Origin of the sequence: Saccharophagus sp. K07, assembly GCF_014336955.1 — a bacterium.
GTDB lineage: Bacteria > Pseudomonadota > Gammaproteobacteria > Pseudomonadales > Cellvibrionaceae > UBA5868.
This window is the reverse complement of the sequence record NZ_QRAI01000003.1, coordinates 550,252-575,147: the sequence shown is the minus strand read 5'-3', so window position 1 is coordinate 575,147 and position 24,896 is coordinate 550,252. Positions and strand designations below refer to the sequence as shown.

The window sequence follows — 24,896 nt, the reverse complement described above, 5'->3', positions numbered from 1 at the left end:
TTAGCGCGGGGGTAAGGCGCGGGGGCTCACCCCGTCGTAATGAACGTCCGTACATCGCTGCGGCAGAAAGGCCTGCGCCGTACTGCCATATAAATCCCCGTAACACGCCAGCACACCGCTCGCCACGTCCATGGTGCGGATGCGGTATACCTCCGTGGCGTTAAACCCTTGATCCATCAGCACAGCGCATGCATAAGCTGCAGCGTTCATATCCGCCTGGTGATGCAGGCGTAAATGTTCCGCCAAGGATTCGGTAAAGCTGAGATAAGGCCCGTCGGCCAAGCCGAGTTCTCGAGTAAATTGCCGCATAGGCTCGAGGCGCTCGTCGGCGATTTTCACCGGGCGCGCAAACCCGCTGATGCTCGGCACCCCGTTGCGCACGGGAAACCCGGCCACCAGCTCGGCGAAACTCTCGCCTGCGCAATAGCGGCGATAGAGTTCTTCCAGGACTTTTACCGTGAGGTACTGGGCGAGGCTGCCGTAGGCTCTGGAATCAGCGGCCAATACACCGGCAGCGACCGCGGCCACTGGCGATGCAGCACCGTTGCCCGCCAGAGCGCCGAGTTGGTTACACCAGATGCGATGATCGGGATAACTGGTAAAAAACACTGTCTTTTCCAGCCAAGTGGCCAGCTGCGGTTCAATCAACCGGCCGGTGATATTCAGCACTTTCAGTTGCGTAACGCTGATTTCCTGCAACAAGTCGCCGAGCAGCCAGCGCCCGCGCACACGCGTATCGCGCCCGCCGAACCATTTACCTATGGCGGTGCGAATATGGCGGCGACGTCTATCGAGTTGCTCGACCGCTGGATCGCCGGTTGCGCTGGCTATGTGCTTGTCCCTGTCTGTCATACATCGAGATCCGTACATTCATACTGGTCATCGCGCAGAAAAGGATTGCTGGCGATGGGTTTATGAGACTGTTCTATACCGTGAGCGGCGACGCCCGGCGCAATAGCGACTTGATAAAAACCCATGGTCTCACGCGCGCCGAGTCCAAGCGCGAGACCTCCCGCTGCGGCAATGCCGGGCAATAGCCAGCCCTGGCCTTGTCGATTGAGTGATTGGTTAAACGCAGAACACCATTGCATAACCGGGCTGTCCGGCAAGGCCGCAGCCAAGTCCTCCGCCAGCTGTTGCCAGATAGGCTCAATGTCACCAAATTCGCTGCCAAAACCGGGTGTGGTACTGGATTCACCGAGACACCGTTCGGCAAATGCGTGCGGCTCCTCCGCCAAATGCGAGGAAATAAATTGATGCGCTTCGGCCACTTGCTTTGCGCCACCTTGAACACCTGAACCTGTTAATAATCCCAAAGGCAGTAAATGTTCCGGCGCGGTTTTGCTGACGCCGGCGGTCATGGCAGCGCGCACGGCCACATGGCGCGGACCTGGATTGAGCAAACCGATCAGCAAAATTTCGCCAAAGCGGATTTGTGCCGGCGTCGGTAATTCACCTAAAAACAGCAGCAACAGCACTTCGGCGTAGCTGCGCCCGCGCCATAAATCCGCCAGGTTATAGCCAGCGATATAACGGCGCTCCGCGATATAGGGGTTGGTAGCGGCGGGTTCTTCCAAGCAAAGCTTGGTGGTGAAATCTGGGCGGAAATTAACGTCGCTCATCAAAGGCATAGGTCACATCAAACAGCCAATGGCGTCCCGCCAGCGGATAATCGTCCACAATAAATCCATTGCTCGGTTCCCTGGCGTCTTCGTCGAAGAGATTTTTCACAGATAAACCGAATTCAAATGCGCGCCAACGTTTTTGCAGGCGGGAATTCACCCATACGTAATCGTCGATCTTTGGCCGCGTATCGTTCTCGGTGCGGTCGCGGTCACCAACCCACTTCGCTCCCAAATACCAATTCCAACCATCGAGGCGCCAATTGAGGGAGAGATTGGCCATTTGCTTTGGCACTGCCGAAATGTCCACGTCACGCTGAGTCTGCTCATGCAACAGGGAATAATTGAACTCCAAGGTGATTTGCCGGCTCGGGCGCCAGTTCACTTGATATTCCAAGCCGTTCATATGCAACTCGCCGGAATTTTGCGCCACCTGTCCGCCGGCAGAAGGCTGGAACGCAATAATGTTGTCCGCCTCATAACGGAACAGGTTAATTTCCATATAAAGGGCGTCATTGAATAAATAATTAAGAGCAAAACCGCCGTCTAAAGTTTTAATTTTTTCCGGCTGCAAATCAGGATTGCCCAAACCTGCAGGATTATTTTGTGAATACAAATCGACGAACGAGGGGGTGCGAAACGCCGTTCCCAAAAATAATTTTGCTGTCAGGCGCGGCGTGGTTTGCCAGGTAATACCGAGACGCGGATTTACCGTGGAACCAAAATCGGTGTAGTAGTCGTAGCGTACACCGAGTGTGCTTTGCAGGGTTTCGCTGATGGCCCATTGATCCTGCAAAGCGACGAAATAGGTTTCGCGGGTTTTATTCGGGATATACACAAATGGTGTGTCGGTGACGTCCGTCAGTTCGCCCGGCGCAACCGTTTCGCCTGATCCCAGCACGCCGGTACCAAAGTTTTTTTGTTCAAACACGTCTGTGTCGACAAATTCATAGCCCACCGCCCAGCGCACGCGATGATTTTCCGCGAGATCAAAAATATGGTTGAGCCATAAGGTTGTCGCTTGATCGTCATATCCTGCGATACCGATCATGCCGTATGGGAAATCCACCAACCGAGTGGCATTTACAAAATCCAGATTGCCGTCGTCATCGAGAGGAAGCCGCGCCCCTGCAGGAAAAATATTGGAAACCAAACGTCCATAAACCCGGCGCCAGTTGGCCGTCAATTTCATGGAGCCGCGCACGAGCGAAGAGAGATCGTAAGTTGCTTCGAGTGTTTGGGATTGTTGGCGGAAACTGCCATCCGGATCGAGCGCCTGCGCCGCACCTGCACCATTGCCATTTTCGCGATTGAGCCAGTTGTAATACTGCACATTTAAATTGCGGTATTGCCAATGTGCCCGCGCGCTGTAAATTTCGTGGTATTCATTCATAGGGCCCGGCGCGCGCGAAGCGGAAGTATCGAATTGTTCATCCAACTGCGTTTGTAAATCCGCACCTACGATCCGGTTGGTATCACCATCACTTGTCTGTGCACCCAGCGCAAACTGAAACAGGCTTTCACCAAAATTCAATTGTTGGCTCAATTCGAATTGCTGAGTATCGAAATTTCCCGCTCGAACCGTCATACGCCGTGGCACTTCGCCAGCGTCATAACTGACGAGGTTAATAATGCCGCCCACCGCATCCGCACCATAAATGGCGGAGCCTGGGCTGCGGATGATTTCGATGCGTTTAAACGAATTTAAAGGAATGCGCTGCCCCCAAAAGGAGCCGCCATCGCGAATGGCGCGAAAACGAATGCCGTCGATCAGCACTAAAATCTGTTGCCCGAAGGTGCCGGATAATCCGCGAACCACGGGTCGATTATTACTGACAGCGGTCTGTGCTTTGGTGATGTGCAATCCAGGAACATGCAGCAGCGCTTCGAATAAATCGGTAGCGCCCATGGCCTGCCATTCTTCTGCGTCTATAACAGTTACGGTTGCAGGCGCTTCCTCGACGTTTTGTTCAAATCCCGCCGCTGCGGTTACCACGCGAACATTGAGCAGCTCAGTCAATCCCAGATCGAATAAAGACGTCTGACCTTTATCAGGATCAGAACTTACCGTGTCCTGACTAAAGGCCACGCAGGGAACCAGAGAAATGCCAATAATCTGGAATAACGTTGTCAGGTTCATGCAACGCCTTATTATGAATTAGCCCGCGAAGTAATTACTCACAAATAACTTGTGAAATAAGAACGTATAAATAATTCGTGTTATTTGCTCAGTATAGACAAGAATAAAAAATGGCAAATGCAGAATAAGCGGAATAAGAAATTACCGCCCCGGAGGGCGGCATTGATTTGATTTGCTTTAGAAAGGAAGGAAATCGAACGAATAGTTAAGCGTCGTTTGCAGGACGTCGGAAGCACCAAAATTAATCCCGCGAACGGCCGCGAGAAGTTTGCGTTCCAGATCGGGATCATTCAACTCAGAAGAAACGATCTGAGCGCTGGATACCGCACCGGTGGGTTCAATAACCAGTTTAAACACCACTTTTCCTTGCAAGGTCGGATTTTCCCGCAAGGCGCGGTTGTAAATACCAAAAATGCGCCCTTTGGCTTCCTCCATTTTCTGCCGAATCGCCTGATCGCTGCGATAGGCTTTGTCGCGCGTCTGCTGCTGGCGTGTCTCCGCAGCGGCAGCCGACACTTCTTCCAGTTTGCTTTGCACCGTTGTGGTCTCGCGTCCGGAAAGCGCCACACCGCCGGTATCGCGGCTGAGCGCCGAGGTATCTATGCCGCCGCTTTTTGCCTGTGCAGCGCTGTTGAGCAGATTGCGCTCCACCTGCGCAGCTTCGGTTTGCGCGCGCCTGAGGTTGGCTGCCGGCTTTTTCACTTCCGCAATATCAAATGCGTCGCGCATTTCTGCCAGCGCATCCATATGCTGCAACACACCACTCTGTTTCGCCTGGTCAATCGCCTTTTGCAATTTCACCGGATCCGGCTCCACTTTTTTTGGCTCTGGCGGTTTGACTTCCGGCTTTTTCTCTTCCGGTTTCGGCTCGGTTTTTTTCTCCTCAACCTTTTTTTCTTCCGGCGGTGGTGGCGGAGGTGGTTTGGGCAATTCCTTTTTCTCCAACACAACACGCGCCAACTGCGGTGGCAGCTGCTCCAGCTCTTCGCGTTTCGGCTCGGGCACCGGGATATAAGGAATGGCGATACTCAAAACCAATAAAGGAATACAGAGAAAACCCAGGACGCGCCAAAAGCGGCGGTCATCCTGCTGGGCACTGCTCCAGGGTAATTCCAGATTGGGCGCTGCAAAAACTACCGCCATATCAGCCGCCTCCCTGTGTTTCCGGAGGGAGTTGATTCACCGCGAGAGAAATATTGCGATATTCGGATTTCGCGCAGGTGGTGATGATTTTTTTCAACAGCGTATAGGGCAATGCGGCGTCACCCATAATGGTAACGTCGCGGCCTTTTTCGTGCGCCTCATCCGACGCGTAGGGTTCGCGGGATGCGAGATATTCCAGTTCTTTTTTCAACGGTTCAATGTCTTCCGCGCTGCTTTCAACCACCGATTTCACATCAGTGATCAGGCGGCCGTTGATGACGATATCGTCGCGGCTGACCATCACGATCAGATTATTTTCCGGTTTTTTATCCGAAACCGATTCCGGCAATTTGATGCTTTTATTGCTCTGCAGAACTTCCACTTCGGAAGAATTCACCAGCAGGAAAAACACCAGAATCGTAAAAATATCCATCAGCGAAACCAGATTGAGTTTCGGCTGAGTTTTTGCGCGCTTATGTCGGCGCGCCATGCGGCTGGCGTGCATCGACTGCTTCATGGAGCACCTCCAGCATCTGCGGGTGCATCACCGAGGGAAATATCTGGAAACAATTCCGCATCGACCACGGATGCCACTACCACCGCTTTAAATGAACGCACCGTATCCATCACGGAAACCAACGTCTGATAATCCGTATCCGGCTGCGACAAAATAAAAATATCGCGTTTTTCGATGCCTTGATCTTTCAGCAGGCGTTTGACTTCCTGCAATACCTCGGAGAGCAGCTTGTAATCGTATTCGCCGTCTTTTTTCGGCACCGTTTTAAGCGGCGCACCGGCGGGATAATTCACTACAAAGCGATCTTGCAAAACCACCAGTTCGAGCATCTGATTTTCTGCAGGGCTTTCAGCTGCACTGTCCGCAGAGAGATCCGGGAGCTTTAAATCCAGCACGGTGATATGCGAGAACACCATGCTCATCAACAGCACCGGGACCAGGATGATCATCAGATTCATGAAGGACGTGATTTCGAGATCCGCCTCTCCACCATTTCGTCTTCGAATGCGCATGCGAAACGACCGTTGAGATCAGGGAGTTCGTGGCTTTTCTGAAACTGATCGACCTACGTCGGACGCACGTGTTCTCTCACTGAAGGCGTCACTGCTGGACATGATATTCAGGGTTTTAACACCGGCCATTTCCAGGCTGTCGATAATTTCATTGGTTTTGTTTTGGATCGCGGTGTGCAACAGCAACAGCGGAATCGCCGCAATCAAACCAAATGCCGTGGTGTTCATCGCCACCGCAATACTCTGCGAGAGCAGCGCAGCCTTTTCTGCCGGATTGGCATTGGCTACCGCGGTGAACGCCTGAATCAAACCGATAATGGTGCCGAGCAGACCGAGCAGAGTGGCGATGTTCGCCAAGGTGGCGATATAAGACGTGCGCTTTTCCAAACGCGGAACCGCTTCCATCACACCTTCTTCCATCGCGTATTCAATTTCGTCGCGCCGTGGAGTTTGCTGCATGCGGACGAGGCCTGCAGCAATGATGCGGCCGATAGGAGCGCGGTTGTTACGCGCCAGATCGATAATCGCGTTGTAATCGCGCTTTTTCAGCAAGGGCAATATGCGATCGAAAACCCGGCGATTGGAGCTGCGCGCCGCACTCAGTACCACCCAGCGTTCGATGGCAACTGCCAGACCGAACACCAGCACTACGGCTATGGGGTACATAAACACACCGCCATCCTGAAAAAATTTCACGGCACTGTTAAACATGATGAATTGGCCTCCAAAAACTTGGGCAAGATTGAATAAATTCCGATTTTTTCGCTTGCACTGCGCGCCGCGCGCGCAATCAGCAGGTTATTTTTCCGGTTTTGGCGTCAACTGTTCCAGGTATTGCAGTTCACGTACATGCTCCGGGCGCTCTATATGGGCAAAAATATCGCGGTGTAATTTGGTGGTGAGCGGTTGGGTAAGAATAGTGTCGTCAGTGGCTGGCTGCCAGGGAACTATATACAACACCTTGGGTTGTTCCTGATTTCCGGTAACTGTGTCACTCAACACCACAACCCCTTCCTGCTGCGCATTCGCCCAACTGGGCAGCCAAAAGGCCAGCAAAAATAGCGTAAAAAGTTTTTTCATAGGCTACTTCCTCGACAGCTCAACCCGCCGCCATGCGCCGTTTCAAATCGATGATCCAACCTTCCACTTCTTTGTTGGGGGTGGGGGACAGTTTCAACACCATTTCGTAGTGCTTCAGTGCCTCCTCGAACTTTCCCATATAAAGATCGTAGAGAATGCCAAGATTGCGGTGCGCAGCGGCGTTGTGCGGCCACACTTCCAAGGCTTTCAAATATTGCGCTTCCGCGTCGGCAAAACGCCCCTGCTCACGCAAAAACAGCGCAAATTGCACATAGGCATCGTTGTTGAGCGGGTTAGCCGTCAGCGCGCGCGTAAAAAACGTTTCCGCGTCGGCCAGTTTTTCCTGGCGCCAGGACACTATGCCCAGATTGACCAGCGGACCTGATAACTCCGGATGGCGATTGTGCAAATCGAGCAACTGCTGTTCCGCCAAGCTCCAGTCTTCACTCTGCATGGCGACCAAGGCATTGCGATATTCGGTTTGCACCGCAGGCGGCACCTTGACGGCCTGGGCCAGATAGGGGTTGGGAATTAATTCGATTGGGCTGCTATCACCATCAACAGACACTTCGGCTGCCGCAGCGGGTTTGTCTTTTTTGCTGCCGCCGGATGCGGCGCATCCGGCGATCAATGCCAGGGCACTCACAATCCATAACCAGCGAACAATTCGTGTCTCAGTGCAGACCATCGCTTACCTCACTGCTCTGTTCCTTCTTGCCGTAACGCGCAGGCAGAATCTTCGCAAGTTCAATAAAACTCTGTTTCACCCACTTGTCGTACAAGCCTTCCCACGAGCGCTCGGCCGTCGCGGCCAGCAGCTCCACCGATTTGTCCTGGAACGGTTCGGCCTGCTCTTCCAGCAAAATTTCGTATTGCTCCAGCGCCAATTCGTCCAAGCCTTTGGGCCGTTCGGAATTCATCAGATCGCGGCTGAGCTGGGAATAGACATTGCCGATGCGGTAATTGGCTTCAGTCACAAATTCGGCCACACCGTAATCAAGCACGCGCTTGTAGGCATTGAGGGTTTCCTCCAGCGCTTTGCGTTTGGCCGCTAGACTGTTTTTGATGGGCAGCGTCAGGCGGATGCGTTCAAACCGGGCAAAGGCTTCCCCGGCAAATTGATTGGCGGCATAGGCGGCGAGATAGGTGGAGCGATCCGTACGGTCCGCGCCCGCACGCGCGTCCGCTTCGATCAATTGGTTCAACCACTGGCGGCGCGCCTTATCGTCGCCGCGTTGCTCTGCCAATTTCAGCAACTGATAGCGCGCCTCAGTGGCGAGCGCAAACGGCTTGGGATACAGGCGGACATAATCAGCATAGCGGTTGGCGGCATCAGCGAGGCGACCGGATTTTTGGTAGAGCTCGGCAGACAGGTACAAAGACTGGCGGCGCGCCTCGGGATCAGCTTCGTTTTGCGCCATAAGTGCGAGAGCAGCTGCGGCTTTATCCCACTGTTGGGTTTCCTGATAGATCAACGCCAGCTTGGGCGCAAGGGTCGGCGTCAGAGCATGGCGCGGAAAGCGCCGCTGAAAATCGCTGAAAACCTGCTCGGCGCGGTTCCAATCCTTTTGTTCCAATAAATAGTTACCGGCGTCGTACTGAGCTTTTATGGCAATTTCGCTGCCGGGGGCGGCACTTTCGATTAACAACAATTGCGCTATGGCCGCGTCTATATTGCCCGCCGCCACCTTTTGCTCAGCGGATTTGAACATGCTCGCGGCAATGCGCTCGATCACAGAAGCGCGCTCGCGGTCTGTCGGTTCCATCAGCGCCAGAGCCGAGCGATAAGAAGTCTCCGCATTGTCGAAATCCGCTGCATCAAACTGGCTGTGCGCCAGGATCAACCACGCGGTTTTGCGCAAATCTGCCGCTGGTTCCGGCTGCCACTGGGTAATGCGCGATGCTATGGCCACCGCCTGTGCCTGATTGCCACCGGCAAATACTTCCTGCGCCGCCCGGGTCAGCACCGCGACCGCGCGCGGATCTTCCGGGTAATAATCGGCAAAACTGATGGCACTGCGGATTTTGTGCTCCTGTAGCGCCTGGCGACGCACTGGGTCCTGCGTCTGCTCAATCTGCGTTTGCAGGGCCAGGACTGCCGCATAACCAGCTGCGGCGCCGCGGGTCTGATCGAGTTGGTCATAGGCCACGGTTTCGTAAGCTGGCACCGCGCGGTCGAGCCGGCCAGCCTCGAAGAAGGCTTCTGCCATCAAATAGGTAATTTCCGCTGTGCGCGGACCTTGCGGCACTGTGCGCAGATACTGATCGTAGTATTCGGCGGCGTGCAAAAACTGTGGCTCCGCTGGTGCAGGCTGCTGTCGCCCACGGCCGCGCGCCTGCTGATTAGCCCGTTGAGCCGCCAGCAAAGACTGGCCTTCGGCGTGATAGAAGCTGGAGAGTTCGTCGAGGAAACTTTCCAGGCGCGGCAGAAGCTGCTGCCGCTCGGATTCCGAGCGCGCTGCCCAAAAGGTGCTATCCACACCGAACTTGCGCACAAATTCTTCTTTGGCCGGCAATATCTCCGTCGGGAAGCCGCCCTCTTTGTAGACCTCTATGCGCTGTACTGCGAATTCCGGCCCGTGTTCGGAATCCGGAAACTGCTCCAGGTACTGGCTGAAAGTATCCGCCGCATCCTTGTAGCGTTTTTTCTCCAGATAGAGATTGCCGAGCGCCTGATACACCCGGTGTTGATAGGGGCGCGGACCTACCTCGGCAAAGGCCTCAGCAATGGTCGGCGCGCCGTCTTCATAGCTGAAGGTAATGCCGAGCACCCGCAGGGTGTCGTCCATCAGACTGCGCTGGGCATTGGTCAAATCCGCCTCAGTGCGGCCTTCATGCAGCAGGTCGAGCACCTGGATAAAAGTGTCGACACCCGGGCGGAAATCGCTGGCTTTGAACTGCGACCAGCCGAGCATATAGAGCGCATTCAAATAAAACGGCGTCTCGGTCCCGGCGGCCACCACGTTTTGATACAAACGCTGAGCCTCGCGATAGCGACCTCTGCTGAACGCCTGCTCGGCGCGGCGGAATTCCGCTTCTGCGGCGTAGGGTGAATCCGGGTGGAGGCTGACCAAACGGGCGAGCGCCGCGTCGGATTCCTCCATGCGACCGTCGAGGGCATAGGCCTTGGACAAGCGATAGAGCAGGCGCTCGTCGGTGGTTTTGTCGGCGCGGGTCTCTTCGAGGGTCAGCAGTTCGTTGTAAAGGGCGATGGCTTCCTGGAAGTGGACTTCCTGTTCCATCTGCGTCAATTGGCGATTTTCACTGCGCGCCATTTCGATATCCGCCAGGCGCACCTGGATGCGGTGGCGCAGTTCCGGCGCAGCGGCGACATCGAGAGCAGCGCGGTAGCTTTCTTCGATCTGGTCCAGTGTCGCCGGCGCCACAGGTTCACCTGCAGGAGGCAACTGCGCGGCCGGTAAATCGGCCAAGGTGGGACCGTAAGGACGGTATTCACTGCCCCACCAGGAGCAGGCGCTGGTGGTCAGCAGCAGGCCGGTCAGCCACAGGTAACGCGTATTAGCGATCATTCAGCGCCACCTCCAGTTTGTTCCGCATCCGCCGATTTAGCCGGTCCGCTGACGGTCTGGTCGAGCAACCGGGCGATGGACAGGCGGGACTGAGCGAGATAGTGCAGCAAGCGCGCTTCCTGTTGTTCCAGCACCCCCAATACCTTGCCGCGCAGTGCGTCCTGGGCCAGCTCGATGGCGAGGTCAATATCTGTGCTTTGCACCAATAACTGTTCCGCCGCGGCGGCTATGCGCTGGCGATAGGGCTGCAAGTCGAAGCCTTGATCGAGGATAGCCTGCACCCGCGCCTGGGTGGCGCGCGCCGCGCTGATTTCCTGATTCAGCTGCGCCAACTCGGTTTCTGCGCGCCAGAGCCGCTCTTCGTACATTTCCATGGCGCGCCACACCATCAAACCTTTCTGGCGGCGCAGGGTTTCGGCGAGTTCTTCGAGTTCACTGGCAGGCATGACTTCCACGCCGCGCTCCCATACCGCGCGCTGCAGAACGCCGATATTGCGCTCGGCGCGCAGAATCCGCTCCAGGCGCGCCGTGTCCTCTACGTCCACCAGTGCGAGAAAATCTTGTTGCGCGCGCAGTCGCGCGATCGTGTTCGCCAGGATGCCGCGCTGGGTTTCCAACTCGGTGAGCTTGCTTTCCAGCTGTTCGCGCGCGATGTAATCCATCTCCTTGGCCCTGTTGGCCTCACGCTCGTCGAGCATGGCGGTGTAAAAGTCGAGCTTGCTCTGCCATTCGGCAAATTGATTCTGAATCGCCAGCAAGTCGCGCAGCTCGCGCACCAGATCGATGAAATCCTCGCGCGCAAACAAGGCGACCAGATAGGTCAGTTGCGGGGACAACTGCTGTTGCTGGGCCTGGTCGAGCCAGTTGATGTCGGTACTGCGGTCGATATTGAGCGCTTCGCGAATGGCATAACCCTGCAGACTGCCGATCACCTGGCGCAATTGGGCGATCTCCGCCAGATAACTCGTTTCCGCTGTGCGAAACGATTCCAATGCCTGTTTGGGATAGCCCATTTTTTCGTAGGCGTAGGGAATGGCGACCAGCACTTCCTGGGTGTATTCATCGATCAGCGAGCGCTTGGCCAGCTGCTGCCAGGGTTTCAACGCCAGCACATAATCCCCTTGCTCAACCGCCGCCCAGCCATAACCGAGCAGCGCGCGGTTGGACAGTGGGCTGTTGAGGCGAACCTGGGAGAAGTGATTGATGGCCTCACCGTATTGTTTGTCCAACAAGGCCGCATAACCGGCGCCGGTCATGGCCTTGTCGTAGAGCGCGAGATATTCGGGTGTGGTGGTCGGTAGGGTGTGCAGTTTGGCGAAGTAGGGAATGGCACTGCTGTATTCGCCCGCGCGACTGTAGGCCGCGCCCAGGTTGAAATGCATATAGGGCGCAAGCGGCGACTTCAGATTGCTATCGAGGATTTTGCTCGCCTCATCCACACGCTCTTGCTGGACGGCGAGATTGAATTTCAGATTCGCCACCTCAGGCGCCAATTCGGCATGCGGACGCGGGCTGACTTTGGCGAGCGCTTCTTCCGCACCTGCCCAATCGCCGCGCCAATAACGCATCTGCGCCAGATAGAACCACGCCGAATCACGCGTGCGCTGCGGCCGATTGGCGTCCAGCAGACGGGTAAAAATATCAGCGGCGCGTCGCTCCATGCCGTAGGCCATGCTGAAACCACCGGCCATGATTTCCGGGTTATCCCCATGACCTTTGATGCCGCCTTTTTTCTCCGCCACCATGAGTTCCGTCATGGCTTCGAGATTGCGGTTTTGATAGTAGTTGTACAGCGCTACGCCATAACGCAAATCCGCCACAGTGGACAGCGGTTTTTCCTTGGCGCACAACGGCGCGGCGGCGAACACCGGGAGCAACGACATCACCTGCAACGCGGTTTTCAGTTGCAGCACATTGGCGCGCAAACGGCTGGGTCGCAACATGCTCATGCCGTTTATTGGACTTGCCATTCTTTGAATTCGAATTCCGGCTCCATGCTGGCGGTGGAGTCTTTGATGCGCATTTCCAGCATGGTGGGTTTCTGATCTTTCTTCAGGGTGTAAGTGGCCGCGCGTTTGTATTCACGCCGTTGCGGGCCATAGCCGTGCACAAACGCGGTGATTTCGTGTTTGCCGGTTTTCAAATTGCCCAAATACAATCTTTGAATACCGCCGCGATTCAGCGCGCTGTTTTGTTTTTCGGTGTATAGATGGCTCGCCACCAATTGGTTGTCGACATGCAGTTTGATGGCGTCGAGCTGAAAATAATGGCCGACATCCGACGACACATAGACGGCAATTTGCGTGTTGGCGGGGAACAACAAATCTTCTTCGAGAATCAGCAAATCGCGATTGAGTTCCAACGCGGCCTGCTTGAGATCCTCCACCTGCTGACTCAGTGATGAGACATTTTCCTTGCGTACGCTGAACTCCCCAGTGTTTTGCGCAAATGCCGGAGATGCAAAAAGAAAACTCAGCAGCACAGCCAAGAGTTCATGGCGCCAATTTAGATTTATCAAAGCTTTATCTCCCCAAAATGCGACAGCTGCAGAGGATAGGTGGAACAGCCTGAGCAGTGGATGCCGGGTCCAGTGGCCCTTGCGTTGGCAGTGGAAAACAGGCGTGAAATCGAGGTGCGATATTACCCGGCCAGGTCCAGCAATGGGAACCGACAAACAAGTTAACCTTCATAAATTTAGCACGGTGGGAAAAATCCAAAGGGGGCGAAGCGGAAAACAGCGGGAATTTTGTGGCCTGAATCCCAAATCGCACTGATCACTCGGTCGGTGCCTGTAGTCCCTTGCTGTAATGCACTTTCCCCTGGGCATCGATCATCACCGCGTCAAAATCCGCCAGCTCGTCAATCAGAGCCAACCCGTCCTGCACACCTAAAACAAATACGGTCGTCGACAGAGCATCAGTATCAATTCCGCGCGGGCCGAGAATGGTCACGCTGATCACCCCTTGCGCGGAACGTCCAGTTTTCGGGTTGATGATGTGATGGACACGCTCACCGGTTTTTTCATCGACGAAATAACGTTCGTAATCCCCCGAGGTGCTGACGGCCACATCGTTGAGCGGCATGGTCAGTACAACATCTCGGTCGTCCGGCCCTTTTTGGCGTGGATTTTTGATACCGATCAGCCAGGGGCGGCCGCGTCGGTCACCCAATAAACGGCTGTCCCCGCCAGCGCTCACCGACGCGTGCGCGACCCCATGGCGCCGCAGTATGTCGATCGCCCGATCCACGGCGTAGCCTTTGGCGATGCCACCGAGATCGACGCGCACATTGGGGTGGCCGTAGCTCAACGTCCGGCGCTCGGGGTCGTAATTCAGCAGGTGATAATTAATAGCGGGAAGCAGGGATTTTTGCTGTTCGGCATCCGGCTGTTTTTTGCCGCGGTAATCGTAAAACCAACCGATGGAGGCAAAAGTGATATCGAAAGCCCCGCCACTGAGACGGCTGTAATGCAGGGACCGGTCGATCAGCAGACTCAATTCGGAAGAAAGTTGCACGGGTTGTTTGGCGGCGGAGGCGTTTAGCTTGGCCAGTTCACTGGTTTCGATATAGGGAGAGTAGGTGGCATCAATCCGGCGCATTTCCGCCATCACCGCAGCAATTGCGGCTTTGCCCTGAGCGGCGTCCTCATGCCAGACGGTCGCGGTGATTTCGGTTCCCATAATGCTCTGCTGGTCGTGAACCCACTCGCCCAGTGCCGGAAAGGGAAGGGCGAGCATCGCCAACAGCAGCCAAAGTTGTCGCAAGCTAGCCTCCGATAGGCCACTCGAGCTTATAGGAGCCGTCATCCTGCATTTCCATAAACACGCCCAAGGCGTCTTTGAGCGGTTGCGGCGCCGTTTCTTTGGGTGTGATCACACCGCTCAGCTGCGGCTGCTCCCCCACCATCAAGTCACCCTGCACCTGCACACTGAAATCACCTTCGATATCCGTGATATTCAGCGCCACACCGCCGCGCCCGTTCTCCGTGGCGTCAGCCGCAAAAGAACCTAAGGAAAACCAGCCAGTGCCGACATTGATCGCCATGCGTTGGGCGGTTACGCTGCCAGCCAGATCCTTAATTTCCACTTGGCCGCCATTGCGCAAGGTCAACTCAGCGTGTTGCACAGTTGCGTTACCCGTCCCGCCAATTTGCACACCCGGGTTGTTGTAAAACACTTTGGCGGGCACCTGATCGACCAACAATTTATTGATGGTGACCCGTCCGCCCAACCCGTAGCACACCTCACCTTGAATGGTGGTACTGCGCACGTTCATGCAGGCTTTGAGCAACAGCAGTGATAGGCCATCCAGGCGCCACTGCAGAGCGCCCAAATCCATGGTCTCGCGATTTACCACTACCTGGGCAGAGGCCGCTTTGCCCGCCCACAGAGAACCCGACACCCCGTTCAAGCTTAAATTCGGCACAGCGCGCAGCGCCACCCAGGCACCCCATTCAGCTGGCGTTCGCGCCACTACGGCCATCAGGAAATAAATCAGCAGGCCGACAAAGAACACTACTTTTACAAGACGCTCCACTCAGCCCCCCTGAGTCAACTGGATATTCACCTGCACCACGCCGGGATTCCGGTCTGCGGTGATCGTCAGATCCGTGATCTGCAGTCCGTGTTTGATTTCCATGTCGTGCAGCCAGGCGAGTACACGATTGAAATCCGATGCGCCCAGACGCACCCGCGCACTGTTGCCGGACGGCTGAATGTTTTCCATCGTCAGGCCGTGGTTACGGGTGGTTTCGTTCAGCAGCGAGGTCAGGTTTTGATTGCTGCTGTTGCCGTTCTGGCCTGACTGTTGGCGGGCGAGCATTTGCCCGGCGAGCTGGCGGACTTCCTGCTGCTCATGCAAGGACGCCAGATTGCGTTTTTCTTTGCGCTCCAAATCGTTTTGCAGCGGAAACAGCACCAGAAAAATCAGGATGTAAATCAGCACTGCAACCCCGCCGAGCGACAGCATCATCTGGTCGCGCGGATTCTGATCGAGGAACCATTGTTTGATCTCGTTCATCAGCCAGCCCTCGATACGCGCAACTGCGCCTGGTGAACATCGCCGCTCACATTGGCGCTTCGGATATCAACCGTCATACCCGCTTCCGAAATTTTGCTGCGCAGGTTTTCAAAGGTATCGAAACTTCTTGCCTCCAAATTCAGCTGCAGCTGGCCGCTGTCATGGTTGTAGCGGAAGCTGCGCACGGAGACATCGTTAAAGGATTTGATCGCCGGGGCTACGCCCGCCAGCAATTCCACAGCATTGGACGAGGCTGCCTGGCTGCCTCTATTACCTAATAAACCGCGCAATTGTCGTAGAGGGTCGGTGATGGTCCCCTGTGGAACGACTTGGCGGAAGATCGCGTCGGTCTGCGCCATGATGCGTTTGCGCTCGCTCTCGGCTTTTTGCAGCCCGACCATAGTGGTGGCAACCGCAATCACAAAACCGGCGGCAGTGGCGATGATGGGATATTTGAATTCCTGCCACCATTTGTGGAATGGCAATTTGCGGGCGAGTTTGCCGCTGCGGAATTCCATCAAAGACGGATTTGAGGGAACCACCAGATCCCAGAAACCCGCTTCTTGTTCGGTGATAAGGATGGTTTCATTCTGAGTGATGGAGGCTGGCAGCAGCGCGTGCAGCGCCATCAAGGATTCTTCACTGTCGCCATACAGATAAATATTGCCTGGAGCTGGCGACTGCTCCGCCAGCGCCGCCAAGAATGCACCGGCCATAGGTTGTTCGACGGTAAAGCCAATCCCCTTGTCGACCAGGGCCAGCAAGATCTCGTTCTCCAGCAACAGGGTCCAAGTACCCGGCTGATACGGCAAATAGAGATAATCCGCCGAACAGCGCACCACTTCGGCGCCAGTGGCTTCCACTTCGCTGATGGTCGCCTGCAGGCTGTCGAAGTCCGCATAGGCGACGGGAATGGTGTCGTTTTCGATAGGCCCGAAGGCGAAATGCAGATCTTCCACTGCATCTATGATGGTGTCCTCGATCTCGTAGGGGAGCACCTTGAACAATTGTTTGCGGTCTTTGATATCCACATCGACCCGCTGGCTGACAATGTCCTGGCCCGGAAGGATCAGTACAATCGGCTTGCCTTCCACCGCCTCCTTCAGCAGGTTGATATCCCCTGTGTAAAAAGCATCGCGCAGCCATTCCCCCTGGCTGCTGGCTTCGCGCCACTGCCACAGGTTGTGCCCGATTTTTCTGACCAGAATTCGTTCTGACACTCGTCTCACCTATCGATGATTTTGTTATGCCCCATCCTGGGATGCGATTCGGCACTCCCGTGCTCGAATCGCCAATTGTTCACGAACGACCAAACTAAAAATTGGAGTCCGTCCGCCTCACTATGTGTACATGATCAACGCCATTCATGTTGCCCCGATACAGCAACGTTTTACTGCGCCGCACCTGCTCACCCACCAGGGTCTCGGAGATGAGTATGAAATAGCGCGACGAGGTCACCAAATCAGATTGGTCAAATTCTCCGCCGCCCAATATTGCCGCGGCATTGGGCGCGTTTACAAAATCCGCGACCTGGCGAAAGCCTTCTGTCGCAGCAGCGCGATCCTCCTTCAGCGCTTCCCACTCTGCCTCAGACAAAGGCTCCGGGTTTATTTTGCGATTCAAACTGCGCAGGATTGGATCCTTCAGTGTATTGATATTCATCATTTCGCCGTAGGGCAACACCACTACCAATGGCAGGAGCTTTTCGTAAAGCTCCGGTGTCATGCCTTTGATTAAACTTAGCTCACTGACGCTGGTCATGGGACCGTTGGTAATCGGGTAGGGCGGATCCTGATCGCGATAATAGTCCGCCTCTGCGCCGCCAAAACCTGTCACCTGATCATCCGGATCGAGCCAATCCTGGATGGCGTCGACCAGCTCCATCGCCTTTTGATAGGTGACCGGCCCATCCTCCAGTTCGATGGTCTGTAACAACCGCACAAATCGCCGTTGGCTTTCAATCAAAACGTCCCAGGGGTCCTTGTTGCGCTCGTTATTACGACCACCTTGCTGGGGGCGCACCAACAAATTCAGATTGAAGCGACCGTGGGCGTCTTCGATGATGCCGCGAATCCAGCCTTCATCCGTGGGCAGAGGGTCGCCCGACAATGCCCACATCTCACCCAGGTGATCAATATCACCCGTTTCAACCCGATCCTCCCATAATACCTTTCGTGCCAGCTGTTCCCCACCCTCCATATAGGCGCGCGCCTGGGAACCGTGCCAGCGATTTTCATTGCGCGCCATATCCAGGCTGAAACGCCAACTGACCGACACCACTATAGTGGTGACCAGCGCCACTACCAGCAGGGCCATGATCAAAATGACCCCTCGTTGACGCGATGGCATCTGGCTCAAGGTTCCGCTCATATCAATTTATCGTTTCCTGAACCGGCTCACCGCTGCTGGAAGACGAAGACGAGCCGGCTCCTGGATTGACCACTGGGTCAGGTCCTTTACCGGGCAACAAACTGTAAAGCCGTTTGATTTCACCCATGTCTTCCAATGTCAGCGTCAATTCGATGGCAATAGGCAACTGATCCGCCGGTCGCCCCGTCGCTGGCCAAGCATCGTACCAAGGACCACCGGCAATCGAGACGCCCGGGCCGGTTGGCAATACTCGCACTACCATATCCCTTACACCTGTCAGGAGCTTTTGCTGACGCGCCTGCTCTTGTTCCGTCTCCAAGGGGTTATACCAAGTATCCCGCCAGATGGTTTCCTCTATGTAGCGATAGCCAACCCTCACTTCCTCGGTACGGCGCTGATGCAGCGGATTGGCCATACCACCGCGCATGATCGTCAACCAATAATCATCACTTTGGGCGACATACAGGGCTGGCAGCGTTTCCCCGAGTCGCGTGCGCAGGGGCTTGGGAATGGCATTGCGCAGGTCGTTTTCGATCAACACCAGAGTCCGGTCAATCTCCGCCAGACGTTGCATAGCCTCGCGCGTGGCATCAGCGCCCGACGAGGCCGTGTTGAATGCTTGAGCGGCCAGAATCGCGATCATCGCCATGATGAACAGCGCGACCATCACTTCCATCAAAGTGAATCCGCGGCTCACCCTATTGGCTGATTTATTCAAGAAAGAACCCCGATATCTCCACCAAGTTGTCGTCCGAGTCCTGCAATTTCACCCGCACCCGCAGACGCAGCAGCCCCGGCAATGCGGTTTCTTCGGTCTCCGTCTGCCAATCCCAGGTCTCTCCCGCCATTTTGACGTCGTCCGCCTGCCGACCGCGGGGCGTCACACCCTGCAACCGCTGGGTGAGATAAATTTCCTGCATCTTGTTTTCCGCCACCCAGTAGGCAATCGCAACATCCCGGCTGTGCCCGGCTGCAGTGGCCATACCCCCGATGCGCATCAAAAGTGCCGGCAAGGCCATGGCGATGATCAACAGCGCCACCATCACTTCCACCAAGGTAAAACCGTGCACTGATTTAGAACGCATTGCGATCCACCTTCGGCGGTTCGGGGGCTTCCACCCAAATCAATTGCCCGGTTTCATCAACTTTTATGTTCTGGCTAAAACCGGGGGCGCGCTCATCGGTAATTTCGATACTGAATTGCGTGATATCACCCGTGGGATAGTAGGCAGCGACGGGTGTGGTGCGGTCGACTTGGCTTTCGTAGTCCCAGAGCATTTCGTCTATTTCCACCCGCAGGTGGACAGTGGGCGGCAAGCTCACGGCTGGCACATTAGGTATCCTCTGCCAGCCCTCACTGCTGGACGTCAGCCAAGTGTAACGCCAGCCGATGTCGCGCACCGACTGGCCGCGCTGCACCTGCCATTCCGGCGGTTCCAGATACAGAGCGGAGGTTTCACCCGAGAGAATGGCCCGCTCGCTGGCGAACTGGGCCAATCCCATAAATTGCTCGATGGCGGTCCATATCTCGTCTTGCGGCTCGCCGCCTCGCATGGTCAGGGCAACTATCCCCAGACTGATGCCGATCACAAAAATGACCGCCATCAACTCCAGTAGCGAAAAACCTCGTTGGTTCCTGACCTTCATATATCTCGCTTGCCAGCGCGTCCCGTTATGGCGTTACGTCGTTGGCGTCATCCCAAAAACCTATATCGGCATCTTCACCCTCACCACCGCGCACACCATCGGCGCCCAGAGTGTAAAGGTCAAATGGGCGGCCGTTATCGCCGGGGCTCACGTAGATGTAATCGTTGTCCCACGGATCCTTTGGAATCTTGTCCATGTATTGTCGCCAGCGTTTCGGCTCAGGGTCGCCACTCGGTTTGATCACCAGTGCCATCAACCCTTGTTCAGTCGTGGGATAGCGATAATTGTCGAGACGATAAGAATCCAACGCTGTCTTCAGGTTACCGAAGTGGGCTTTCACCGTCTGAATTCTCGCTGCGGTGATGTTATCGAATACCTTGGGCCCCACTACGCTGAGCAACAGTCCCATAATCACGATCACCACCATGATTTCGATCAAGCTGAAACCACGCTGACCACCTTGTTTCATATATCCCCCTGGATCATTAAAATGCTGGATTTCGATTAACCGCCGATCATTTCGTTCATCTGAACATGTCGTTCATCTGGAAGATCGGCAACATAATCGCCATCACAATAAAGAAGACGATGCCAGCCATGAACAAAATCATGGCGGGCTCCATCAATCCCATCATGGTCCCCAATGTAAAAGACAGTTCCCTCTCCTGGTTGCGCGCGGCGTGTAAAAGTTGTTCGGCCAACTGTCCGTTGGCTTCGCCACTTGCCACCATTTGCACGACCAATGGTGGAAATTCATCCACCTGATCCATGGCCCGGTGCAGACTGGTACCTTCCTGTACTGATACCGCCACCGCTTTTGACGCGTCCTGAATCACCCGGTTCGTTAAAACCTGGCTCGCGATACGCAGCGCTTCAAGCAGCGGCACACCACTTTTGACCAACAGGCCCAAGGTGTTGGCATAACGCGCCGATTCGGATACACGGATGAATTCGCCAAAGAGCGGCATTTTCAGTAACAGGCGGTGCCAGCGCAACTGCCGCTCTGGCGCTTTGAGAAGCTGTTTGAACAGAATGATCAGGCCAATAATGCCGATAAGGACAAACAAACCGTAATTGACGATAAAGTCGCTGGTGCCGATCAGAATTTCGGTAATCGCCGGCAGTTCCCGTTTGGTCTGGGAAAACATGCCGGTGAGCTTGGGCACCACAAACGCCATCAGCGCCATAACCACCCCCATACTCACGCACAGGAGCACTACGGGGTACATCATCGCCGTTTGGACTTTTTGGCGGGTCTCTTGGCTGGTTTCGGTGTACTCAGCCAACTGTTCTAGTACTGGGCCGAGAAAGCCTGCGGATTCGCCCGCTTTTACCATCGCCCGGTACAGACCGTTAAAGGCTTTCGGGGCTTCGGACATGGCTTGGGCGAGACTCAAACCCTCAAGAACCCGGGAGCGGACCTGCAACAACAAACTCTTAATGGTGGGTTTGCGGCTTTGCGTCGCCGCCGCTTGCAGAACCTCATCAAGCGGCAAGCCGGACTGCAGCAACGACGCCAGCTGGCGCGTCACCAGGGCAATATCTTTGTGGCTAAGTTTAGGACCTCCACCGCCGAACAGACGGCGTGGGGACGACGACGAGGTGTCCGAAGACTTGCTGCGTTTTTGCGAAACGCTGCGCACATCGAGTGGCTTGAGCTGGCGCTGGCGCAACAGCGAGCGCACATGGCGTTCCGAATCGCCCTCAACAACTCCTTTGACAGTTTTGCCATTGGCGTCCAGCGCCTGGTAGGAATAAGCTCCCATATCAACCGACGACCGTTACTCGTAACAGTTCTTCCACACTGGTGATGCCTGCCAGCACTTTGCGGCGACCATCTTCATCAATGGAGTCACTGAACTGGCGCGCGTGCGCCAACATGGCCTGTTCACCCACCCCCTCGTGAATCAACTGGCGCAGCACGTCATCCACCGGGATCAATTCATAAATACCGGTACGACCCCGGTAACCGGTGTAATGGCATTTGTCACACCCCACAGCCCGATAAATGACACTGCCTTTGGGAATATTGACCCGTTCGCATTCGGCGTCGCTGGCCTCGTGCTGCTGTTTACAATCGGGACAGAGTTTGCGCACCAGACGCTGCGCCATAAGCGCCTCAAGACTCGACGACAGCAAAAATGGTTCTATCCCCAAATCCTGCAAACGCATAACCGCACCAATGGCGGTGTTGGTGTGCAAAGTTGATAACAACAAGTGACCGGTCAAACTCGCCTGTACAGCGATGGCCGCAGTTTCGCGGTCACGGATCTCACCAATCATGACGATATCCGGGTCCTGACGCAGAATGGCGCGCAGGCCGCGGGCAAAGGTCATATCGACCTTGGTGTTTACTTGGGTCTGGCCAATGCCGGGCAGTACGTATTCGATCGGGTCTTCTACTGTCAGGATATTGCGCGAGCGGGTGTTGAGATGGCTCAAGCCCGAATAGAGCGTTGTGGTTTTACCGGAACCCGTCGGCCCGGTTACCAGAATAATGCCGTGCGGTTTGGCGAGCGCCGCTTTGAAATCGCGCAGCACTTTCTCCGGCATGTTGAGCTGTTCCAGCGAGATGGCGCCAGCAGCTTGGTCGAGAATACGCAACACCACACGCTCGCCGTGCGCTGAAGGCATAGTCGAGACCCGCAGGTCCACCGCGTGTCCAGCTAACTTAACAGTGATACGACCGTCCTGGGGAATCCGTTTTTCGGCGATATCCAAACGCGCCATTACCTTCAAACGGGAAACCAGCACAGGAGCCAGGGCGGGTTTGGGGGAGAGGACTTCTTTCAACACACCGTCGATACGGAAACGCACTGAAACCCGGTCTTCATAGGGCTCAACGTGAATATCCGACGCCTTCTCCTGCACCGCCTGGGACAGGATCGCGTTGATCAAACGAATCACCGGCGCATCGCCTTCACCGCTGAGCAATTCGCCGTCATCGATATCTTCCGCCAACGCCGACAAATCGAAATCGGCGTCCATATCTTCCACCGCCTGCTGAGCTTCTGCGTCACTACTCTGATACAGCTTGGTCAGGCGTGTCTTAAATTCACTTTCCGATAACTCTTCCAACTCTAAAGGCGCACTCATATAGCGGCGCAATTCGCGCAGGGTCTTCAATTTCAGCCCAGGCAAATGCACCAAACGCCCGTTTTCAATCATCACTCCATTGCTGGACGCATAAGAAAACGGCAAACGCGCTTTGGTTGGCGCCGCCGGCGTCTCTTCGGCGAGTGCAGCGGCGGGAAGTTCGTTATCCGATAAAGGTTCCATATCCATCACTGCTCGATTAAAGGTGCCGGGATATTCTTGGCCTCTTCATCAGCAGCCTCCATGGCTGCGTCGGCTGCTGGAGTCACAATGACATTGGCAGTATCCGCCGGAAGAAGTGGCGCCTTGTTGTAATAGGAAATATCTGGCAGCACTGGTATCGCATTGTCTTTGCGACGCATAAAACCACCGCCGCGCTGCTTGAGCTGCTGCCCACGCAAATATTGATATTTTTCCGCTGTCGCTCCGCTAAGCCCCTCAACATCGCGAATAACGGTGACTTTCAAAAACACCATCAGATTTGTACGTTCTTTGGTCCGGTTGTCAGAACGGAACAACCGACCGATAAGCGGAATGCGCCCCAGTACAGGTACACGCATCTCCCCTTTGTCCAGCTTGTCCTCAATCAATCCACCCAAGACCACGATTTCGCCATTGGAAGCCAATACTTTGGTCTCGATTTTCCGCTGATTCGTTACAAACCCTTGATCGGTCGGTGAAGAGGTATCAATGCTCGATACTTCCTGCGCAACCGTAAGGAGAATGGTGTCGCCTTCATTTATTTGTGGTGTAACCGTCAGTTTGATACCGACATCCTGACGCTGAATGGTTTGGAAAGGACTGCTCAAGCCATTGGTCGTCGCAGATGAACCTGTGAGAATCGGAATATTTTTACCGACAACAAAACTGGCCTCATGGTTATCCATGGTCAGCAGAGACGGCGTGGACAAAATGTTTGTCTGGCCTTCCTGCTCCAGCGCACTGATCAGCGCCATAAAATCGGTTTCATTATCAGATCCCATTATCCCCAGGGTCTGGCCCAATGTGGTCGACAAGGCTTTGCCAAAAGCCTCCAATGCCCCTTCGCCATTGGGATCTGCCAATGCGGCTCCCCCGAATGACTCAAGACCGGCATTCGCACGTGAAGCACCAAATACACCTTTATCCGTGTTGCGGAAAAGCCACTGGATACCGAGATTTCTCGAAGAGTTGTCTCCCACCTCCGCAATAATCGCCTCAACCAACACCTGGGCGCGGCGGATATCGAGCCGGGCCACCACATCCAACAACGCCTCCAAGTCGTCTCCAGAAGCCGTTATCAGAAGCGCGTTGGTATCCTCATCCGCTTCCACAGTCGCTGCGACCACATTTTCTTGTTTGCCACCAGGGCCCAGCTTGGCCAGGTTGGCCATTACCTTCGTCAAGGTTTCCGCAACGCTCTTGGCTTCTGCGTAATCCAGATAGACCACCCGGACATTGCCAGACTGAGCGCGCGGTTTGTCGAGGCGTTTGATCAGAGACTTCATGCGTTGGCGCTGTACATCCTCACCGGTGATCAGGATCGCGTTATTGCGCTTGTCAGAAGTCAGGTTGAGCGAATTGTTCGGCAGGTTATTGTTGTTCGGATCTGCCTTTTCCAGACCTTGTAAGACCTGCACCAAATCCGCCGCGTTGGCGTATTTCAATTCCACGATTTCGGTAACCGGCGTCGCGGATTTATCCAGGCGTTCGATCAGATCGCGAATACGCGCGATGTTTTCCGCCGAATCGGTAATGATGATGGCGTTCGATGGATCGTATGCGGACAGATGCGAATGCTGCGGCACCAACGGACGGATAGAGGGCAGAATTTTCGCCGCCGCGATGTTTTGCAACTGAATGACCTGCGTCAGGAAGCCTTTTTCCGGCGAATCGGCATTGACCACCGGAACCGGAGATGAGCGTGCATCTTTCAGCGGGATAATGCGCATTACCCCTTCGACGTCCACAACCGAGAAATCGTGCATTTCCAGCACAGTACGGAAGAGTTGCAACAGTTCTTCCTGATTGAGCGGTTTGGACGAGATAACCTTGATCCGCCCTTTGACACGGGGATCGATAATAACGGTGCGCCCGGTGACATCGGCCACGAACTTGATGAGCTCCTGGATATCCGAGTCTTTAAAGTTGATCATCCATGTCTGTTGGGCCCAGCTGTTCACCGCTAGTGTCAGCGCCAGCATACCTGCCGCACCCAAACTTGTTATTCGTCGCAACACT

Annotated in this window: 24 protein-coding genes; all 24 read right to left on the bottom strand. The window is 55.2% G+C overall.

The features are described 5' to 3' along the window. Nucleotides 1–852, bottom strand: coding sequence for a hypothetical protein (locus DWB84_RS12220; RefSeq protein ID WP_187410066.1), 852 nt, complete (start codon nt 850–852; stop codon nt 1–3). Then, the gene (locus DWB84_RS12215) at nt 849–1,631 is read right to left on the bottom strand and encodes a hypothetical protein (protein WP_187410065.1); all 783 of its coding nucleotides are present in this window, start codon (nt 1,629–1,631) and stop codon (nt 849–851) included. The genes DWB84_RS12220 and DWB84_RS12215 overlap by 4 nt, the downstream gene beginning before the upstream one ends. Continuing rightward, the gene (locus DWB84_RS12210; RefSeq protein WP_187410064.1) at nt 1,609–3,762 is read right to left on the bottom strand and encodes a TonB-dependent siderophore receptor; all 2,154 of its coding nucleotides are present in this window, start codon (nt 3,760–3,762) and stop codon (nt 1,609–1,611) included. The genes DWB84_RS12215 and DWB84_RS12210 overlap by 23 nt, the downstream gene beginning before the upstream one ends. A 177-nt stretch (nt 3,763–3,939) precedes the next feature. Further along, entirely contained in the window at nt 3,940–4,905 is a 966-nt protein-coding gene (locus DWB84_RS12205) for an AgmX/PglI C-terminal domain-containing protein (protein ID WP_187410063.1), read from the bottom strand. A 1-nt stretch (nt 4,906) separates the two neighbouring features. Further along, nucleotides 4,907–5,422 (bottom strand): biopolymer transporter ExbD, encoded by a 516-nt coding sequence (locus tag DWB84_RS12200; RefSeq protein ID WP_187410062.1) that lies wholly within the window; start codon nt 5,420–5,422, stop codon nt 4,907–4,909. Then, entirely contained in the window at nt 5,419–5,934 is a 516-nt protein-coding gene (locus DWB84_RS12195) for a biopolymer transporter ExbD (RefSeq protein WP_187410061.1), read from the bottom strand. The genes DWB84_RS12200 and DWB84_RS12195 overlap by 4 nt, the downstream gene beginning before the upstream one ends. 18 nt (nt 5,935–5,952) lie before the next feature. Further along, nucleotides 5,953–6,645, bottom strand: coding sequence for a MotA/TolQ/ExbB proton channel family protein (locus DWB84_RS12190; protein WP_187410060.1), 693 nt, complete (start codon nt 6,643–6,645; stop codon nt 5,953–5,955). A gap of 87 nt (nt 6,646–6,732) precedes the next feature. After that, complete coding sequence (locus DWB84_RS12185; protein ID WP_187410059.1) at nt 6,733–7,014, bottom strand: hypothetical protein; 282 nt, start codon at nt 7,012–7,014, stop codon at nt 6,733–6,735. A gap of 19 nt (nt 7,015–7,033) precedes the next feature. Continuing rightward, a complete protein-coding gene (locus DWB84_RS12180; RefSeq protein ID WP_187410058.1) occupies nt 7,034–7,660 on the bottom strand; it encodes a tetratricopeptide repeat protein in 627 nt (208 codons plus the stop codon). A gap of 28 nt (nt 7,661–7,688) precedes the next feature. Beyond that, a complete protein-coding gene (locus tag DWB84_RS12175; RefSeq protein WP_187410057.1) occupies nt 7,689–10,544 on the bottom strand; it encodes a tetratricopeptide repeat protein in 2,856 nt (951 codons plus the stop codon). Continuing rightward, on the bottom strand, nt 10,541–12,514 hold the full coding sequence (locus DWB84_RS12170) for a tetratricopeptide repeat protein (RefSeq protein ID WP_187410056.1): 1,974 nt from the start codon (nt 12,512–12,514) through the stop codon (nt 10,541–10,543). The genes DWB84_RS12175 and DWB84_RS12170 overlap by 4 nt, the downstream gene beginning before the upstream one ends. Further along, the gene (locus DWB84_RS12165; RefSeq protein WP_222868146.1) at nt 12,499–13,062 is read right to left on the bottom strand and encodes an AraC family transcriptional regulator; all 564 of its coding nucleotides are present in this window, start codon (nt 13,060–13,062) and stop codon (nt 12,499–12,501) included. The genes DWB84_RS12170 and DWB84_RS12165 overlap by 16 nt, the downstream gene beginning before the upstream one ends. 256 nt (nt 13,063–13,318) lie before the next feature. Beyond that, complete coding sequence (locus tag DWB84_RS12160) at nt 13,319–14,281, bottom strand: FAD:protein FMN transferase (RefSeq protein WP_187410123.1); 963 nt, start codon at nt 14,279–14,281, stop codon at nt 13,319–13,321. Nucleotides 14,282–14,309: 28 nt separating this feature from the next. Next, nucleotides 14,310–15,080: a type II secretion system protein N gene (gene gspN, locus DWB84_RS12155; RefSeq protein ID WP_187410055.1), complete on the bottom strand. Its 771-nt coding sequence runs from the start codon at nt 15,078–15,080 to the stop codon at nt 14,310–14,312. Beyond that, on the bottom strand, nt 15,081–15,563 hold the full coding sequence (gene gspM / locus DWB84_RS12150; protein WP_187410054.1) for a type II secretion system protein GspM: 483 nt from the start codon (nt 15,561–15,563) through the stop codon (nt 15,081–15,083). After that, nucleotides 15,563–16,783 (bottom strand): type II secretion system protein GspL, encoded by a 1,221-nt coding sequence (gspL, locus tag DWB84_RS12145; RefSeq protein WP_187410053.1) that lies wholly within the window; start codon nt 16,781–16,783, stop codon nt 15,563–15,565. The genes gspM and gspL overlap by 1 nt, the downstream gene beginning before the upstream one ends. Nucleotides 16,784–16,877: 94 nt before the next feature. After that, nucleotides 16,878–17,933, bottom strand: a complete 1,056-nt coding sequence (gene gspK, locus DWB84_RS12140) for a type II secretion system minor pseudopilin GspK (protein WP_187410052.1) — start codon at nt 17,931–17,933, stop codon at nt 16,878–16,880. A gap of 1 nt (nt 17,934) precedes the next feature. After that, entirely contained in the window at nt 17,935–18,651 is a 717-nt protein-coding gene (gene gspJ / locus DWB84_RS12135; RefSeq protein ID WP_187410051.1) for a type II secretion system minor pseudopilin GspJ, read from the bottom strand. Further along, a complete protein-coding gene (gspI, locus tag DWB84_RS12130) occupies nt 18,644–19,018 on the bottom strand; it encodes a type II secretion system minor pseudopilin GspI (protein WP_187410050.1) in 375 nt (124 codons plus the stop codon). The genes gspJ and gspI overlap by 8 nt, the downstream gene beginning before the upstream one ends. Next, a complete protein-coding gene (locus DWB84_RS12125) occupies nt 19,008–19,580 on the bottom strand; it encodes a Tfp pilus assembly protein FimT/FimU (RefSeq protein ID WP_187410049.1) in 573 nt (190 codons plus the stop codon). The genes gspI and DWB84_RS12125 overlap by 11 nt, the downstream gene beginning before the upstream one ends. Nucleotides 19,581–19,605: 25 nt before the next feature. Continuing rightward, entirely contained in the window at nt 19,606–20,049 is a 444-nt protein-coding gene (gene gspG / locus DWB84_RS12120) for a type II secretion system major pseudopilin GspG (RefSeq protein WP_187410048.1), read from the bottom strand. Between the two features lie 55 nt (nt 20,050–20,104). Further along, the gene (gene gspF, locus DWB84_RS12115) at nt 20,105–21,346 is read right to left on the bottom strand and encodes a type II secretion system inner membrane protein GspF (RefSeq protein ID WP_187410047.1); all 1,242 of its coding nucleotides are present in this window, start codon (nt 21,344–21,346) and stop codon (nt 20,105–20,107) included. A gap of 1 nt (nt 21,347) precedes the next feature. Beyond that, nucleotides 21,348–22,859 (bottom strand): type II secretion system ATPase GspE, encoded by a 1,512-nt coding sequence (gspE, locus tag DWB84_RS12110; protein ID WP_187410046.1) that lies wholly within the window; start codon nt 22,857–22,859, stop codon nt 21,348–21,350. A gap of 5 nt (nt 22,860–22,864) precedes the next feature. Next, nucleotides 22,865–24,895, bottom strand: coding sequence for a type II secretion system secretin GspD (gspD, locus tag DWB84_RS12105; RefSeq protein WP_187410045.1), 2,031 nt, complete (start codon nt 24,893–24,895; stop codon nt 22,865–22,867). Between the last annotated feature and the right edge of the window lies 1 nt (nt 24,896).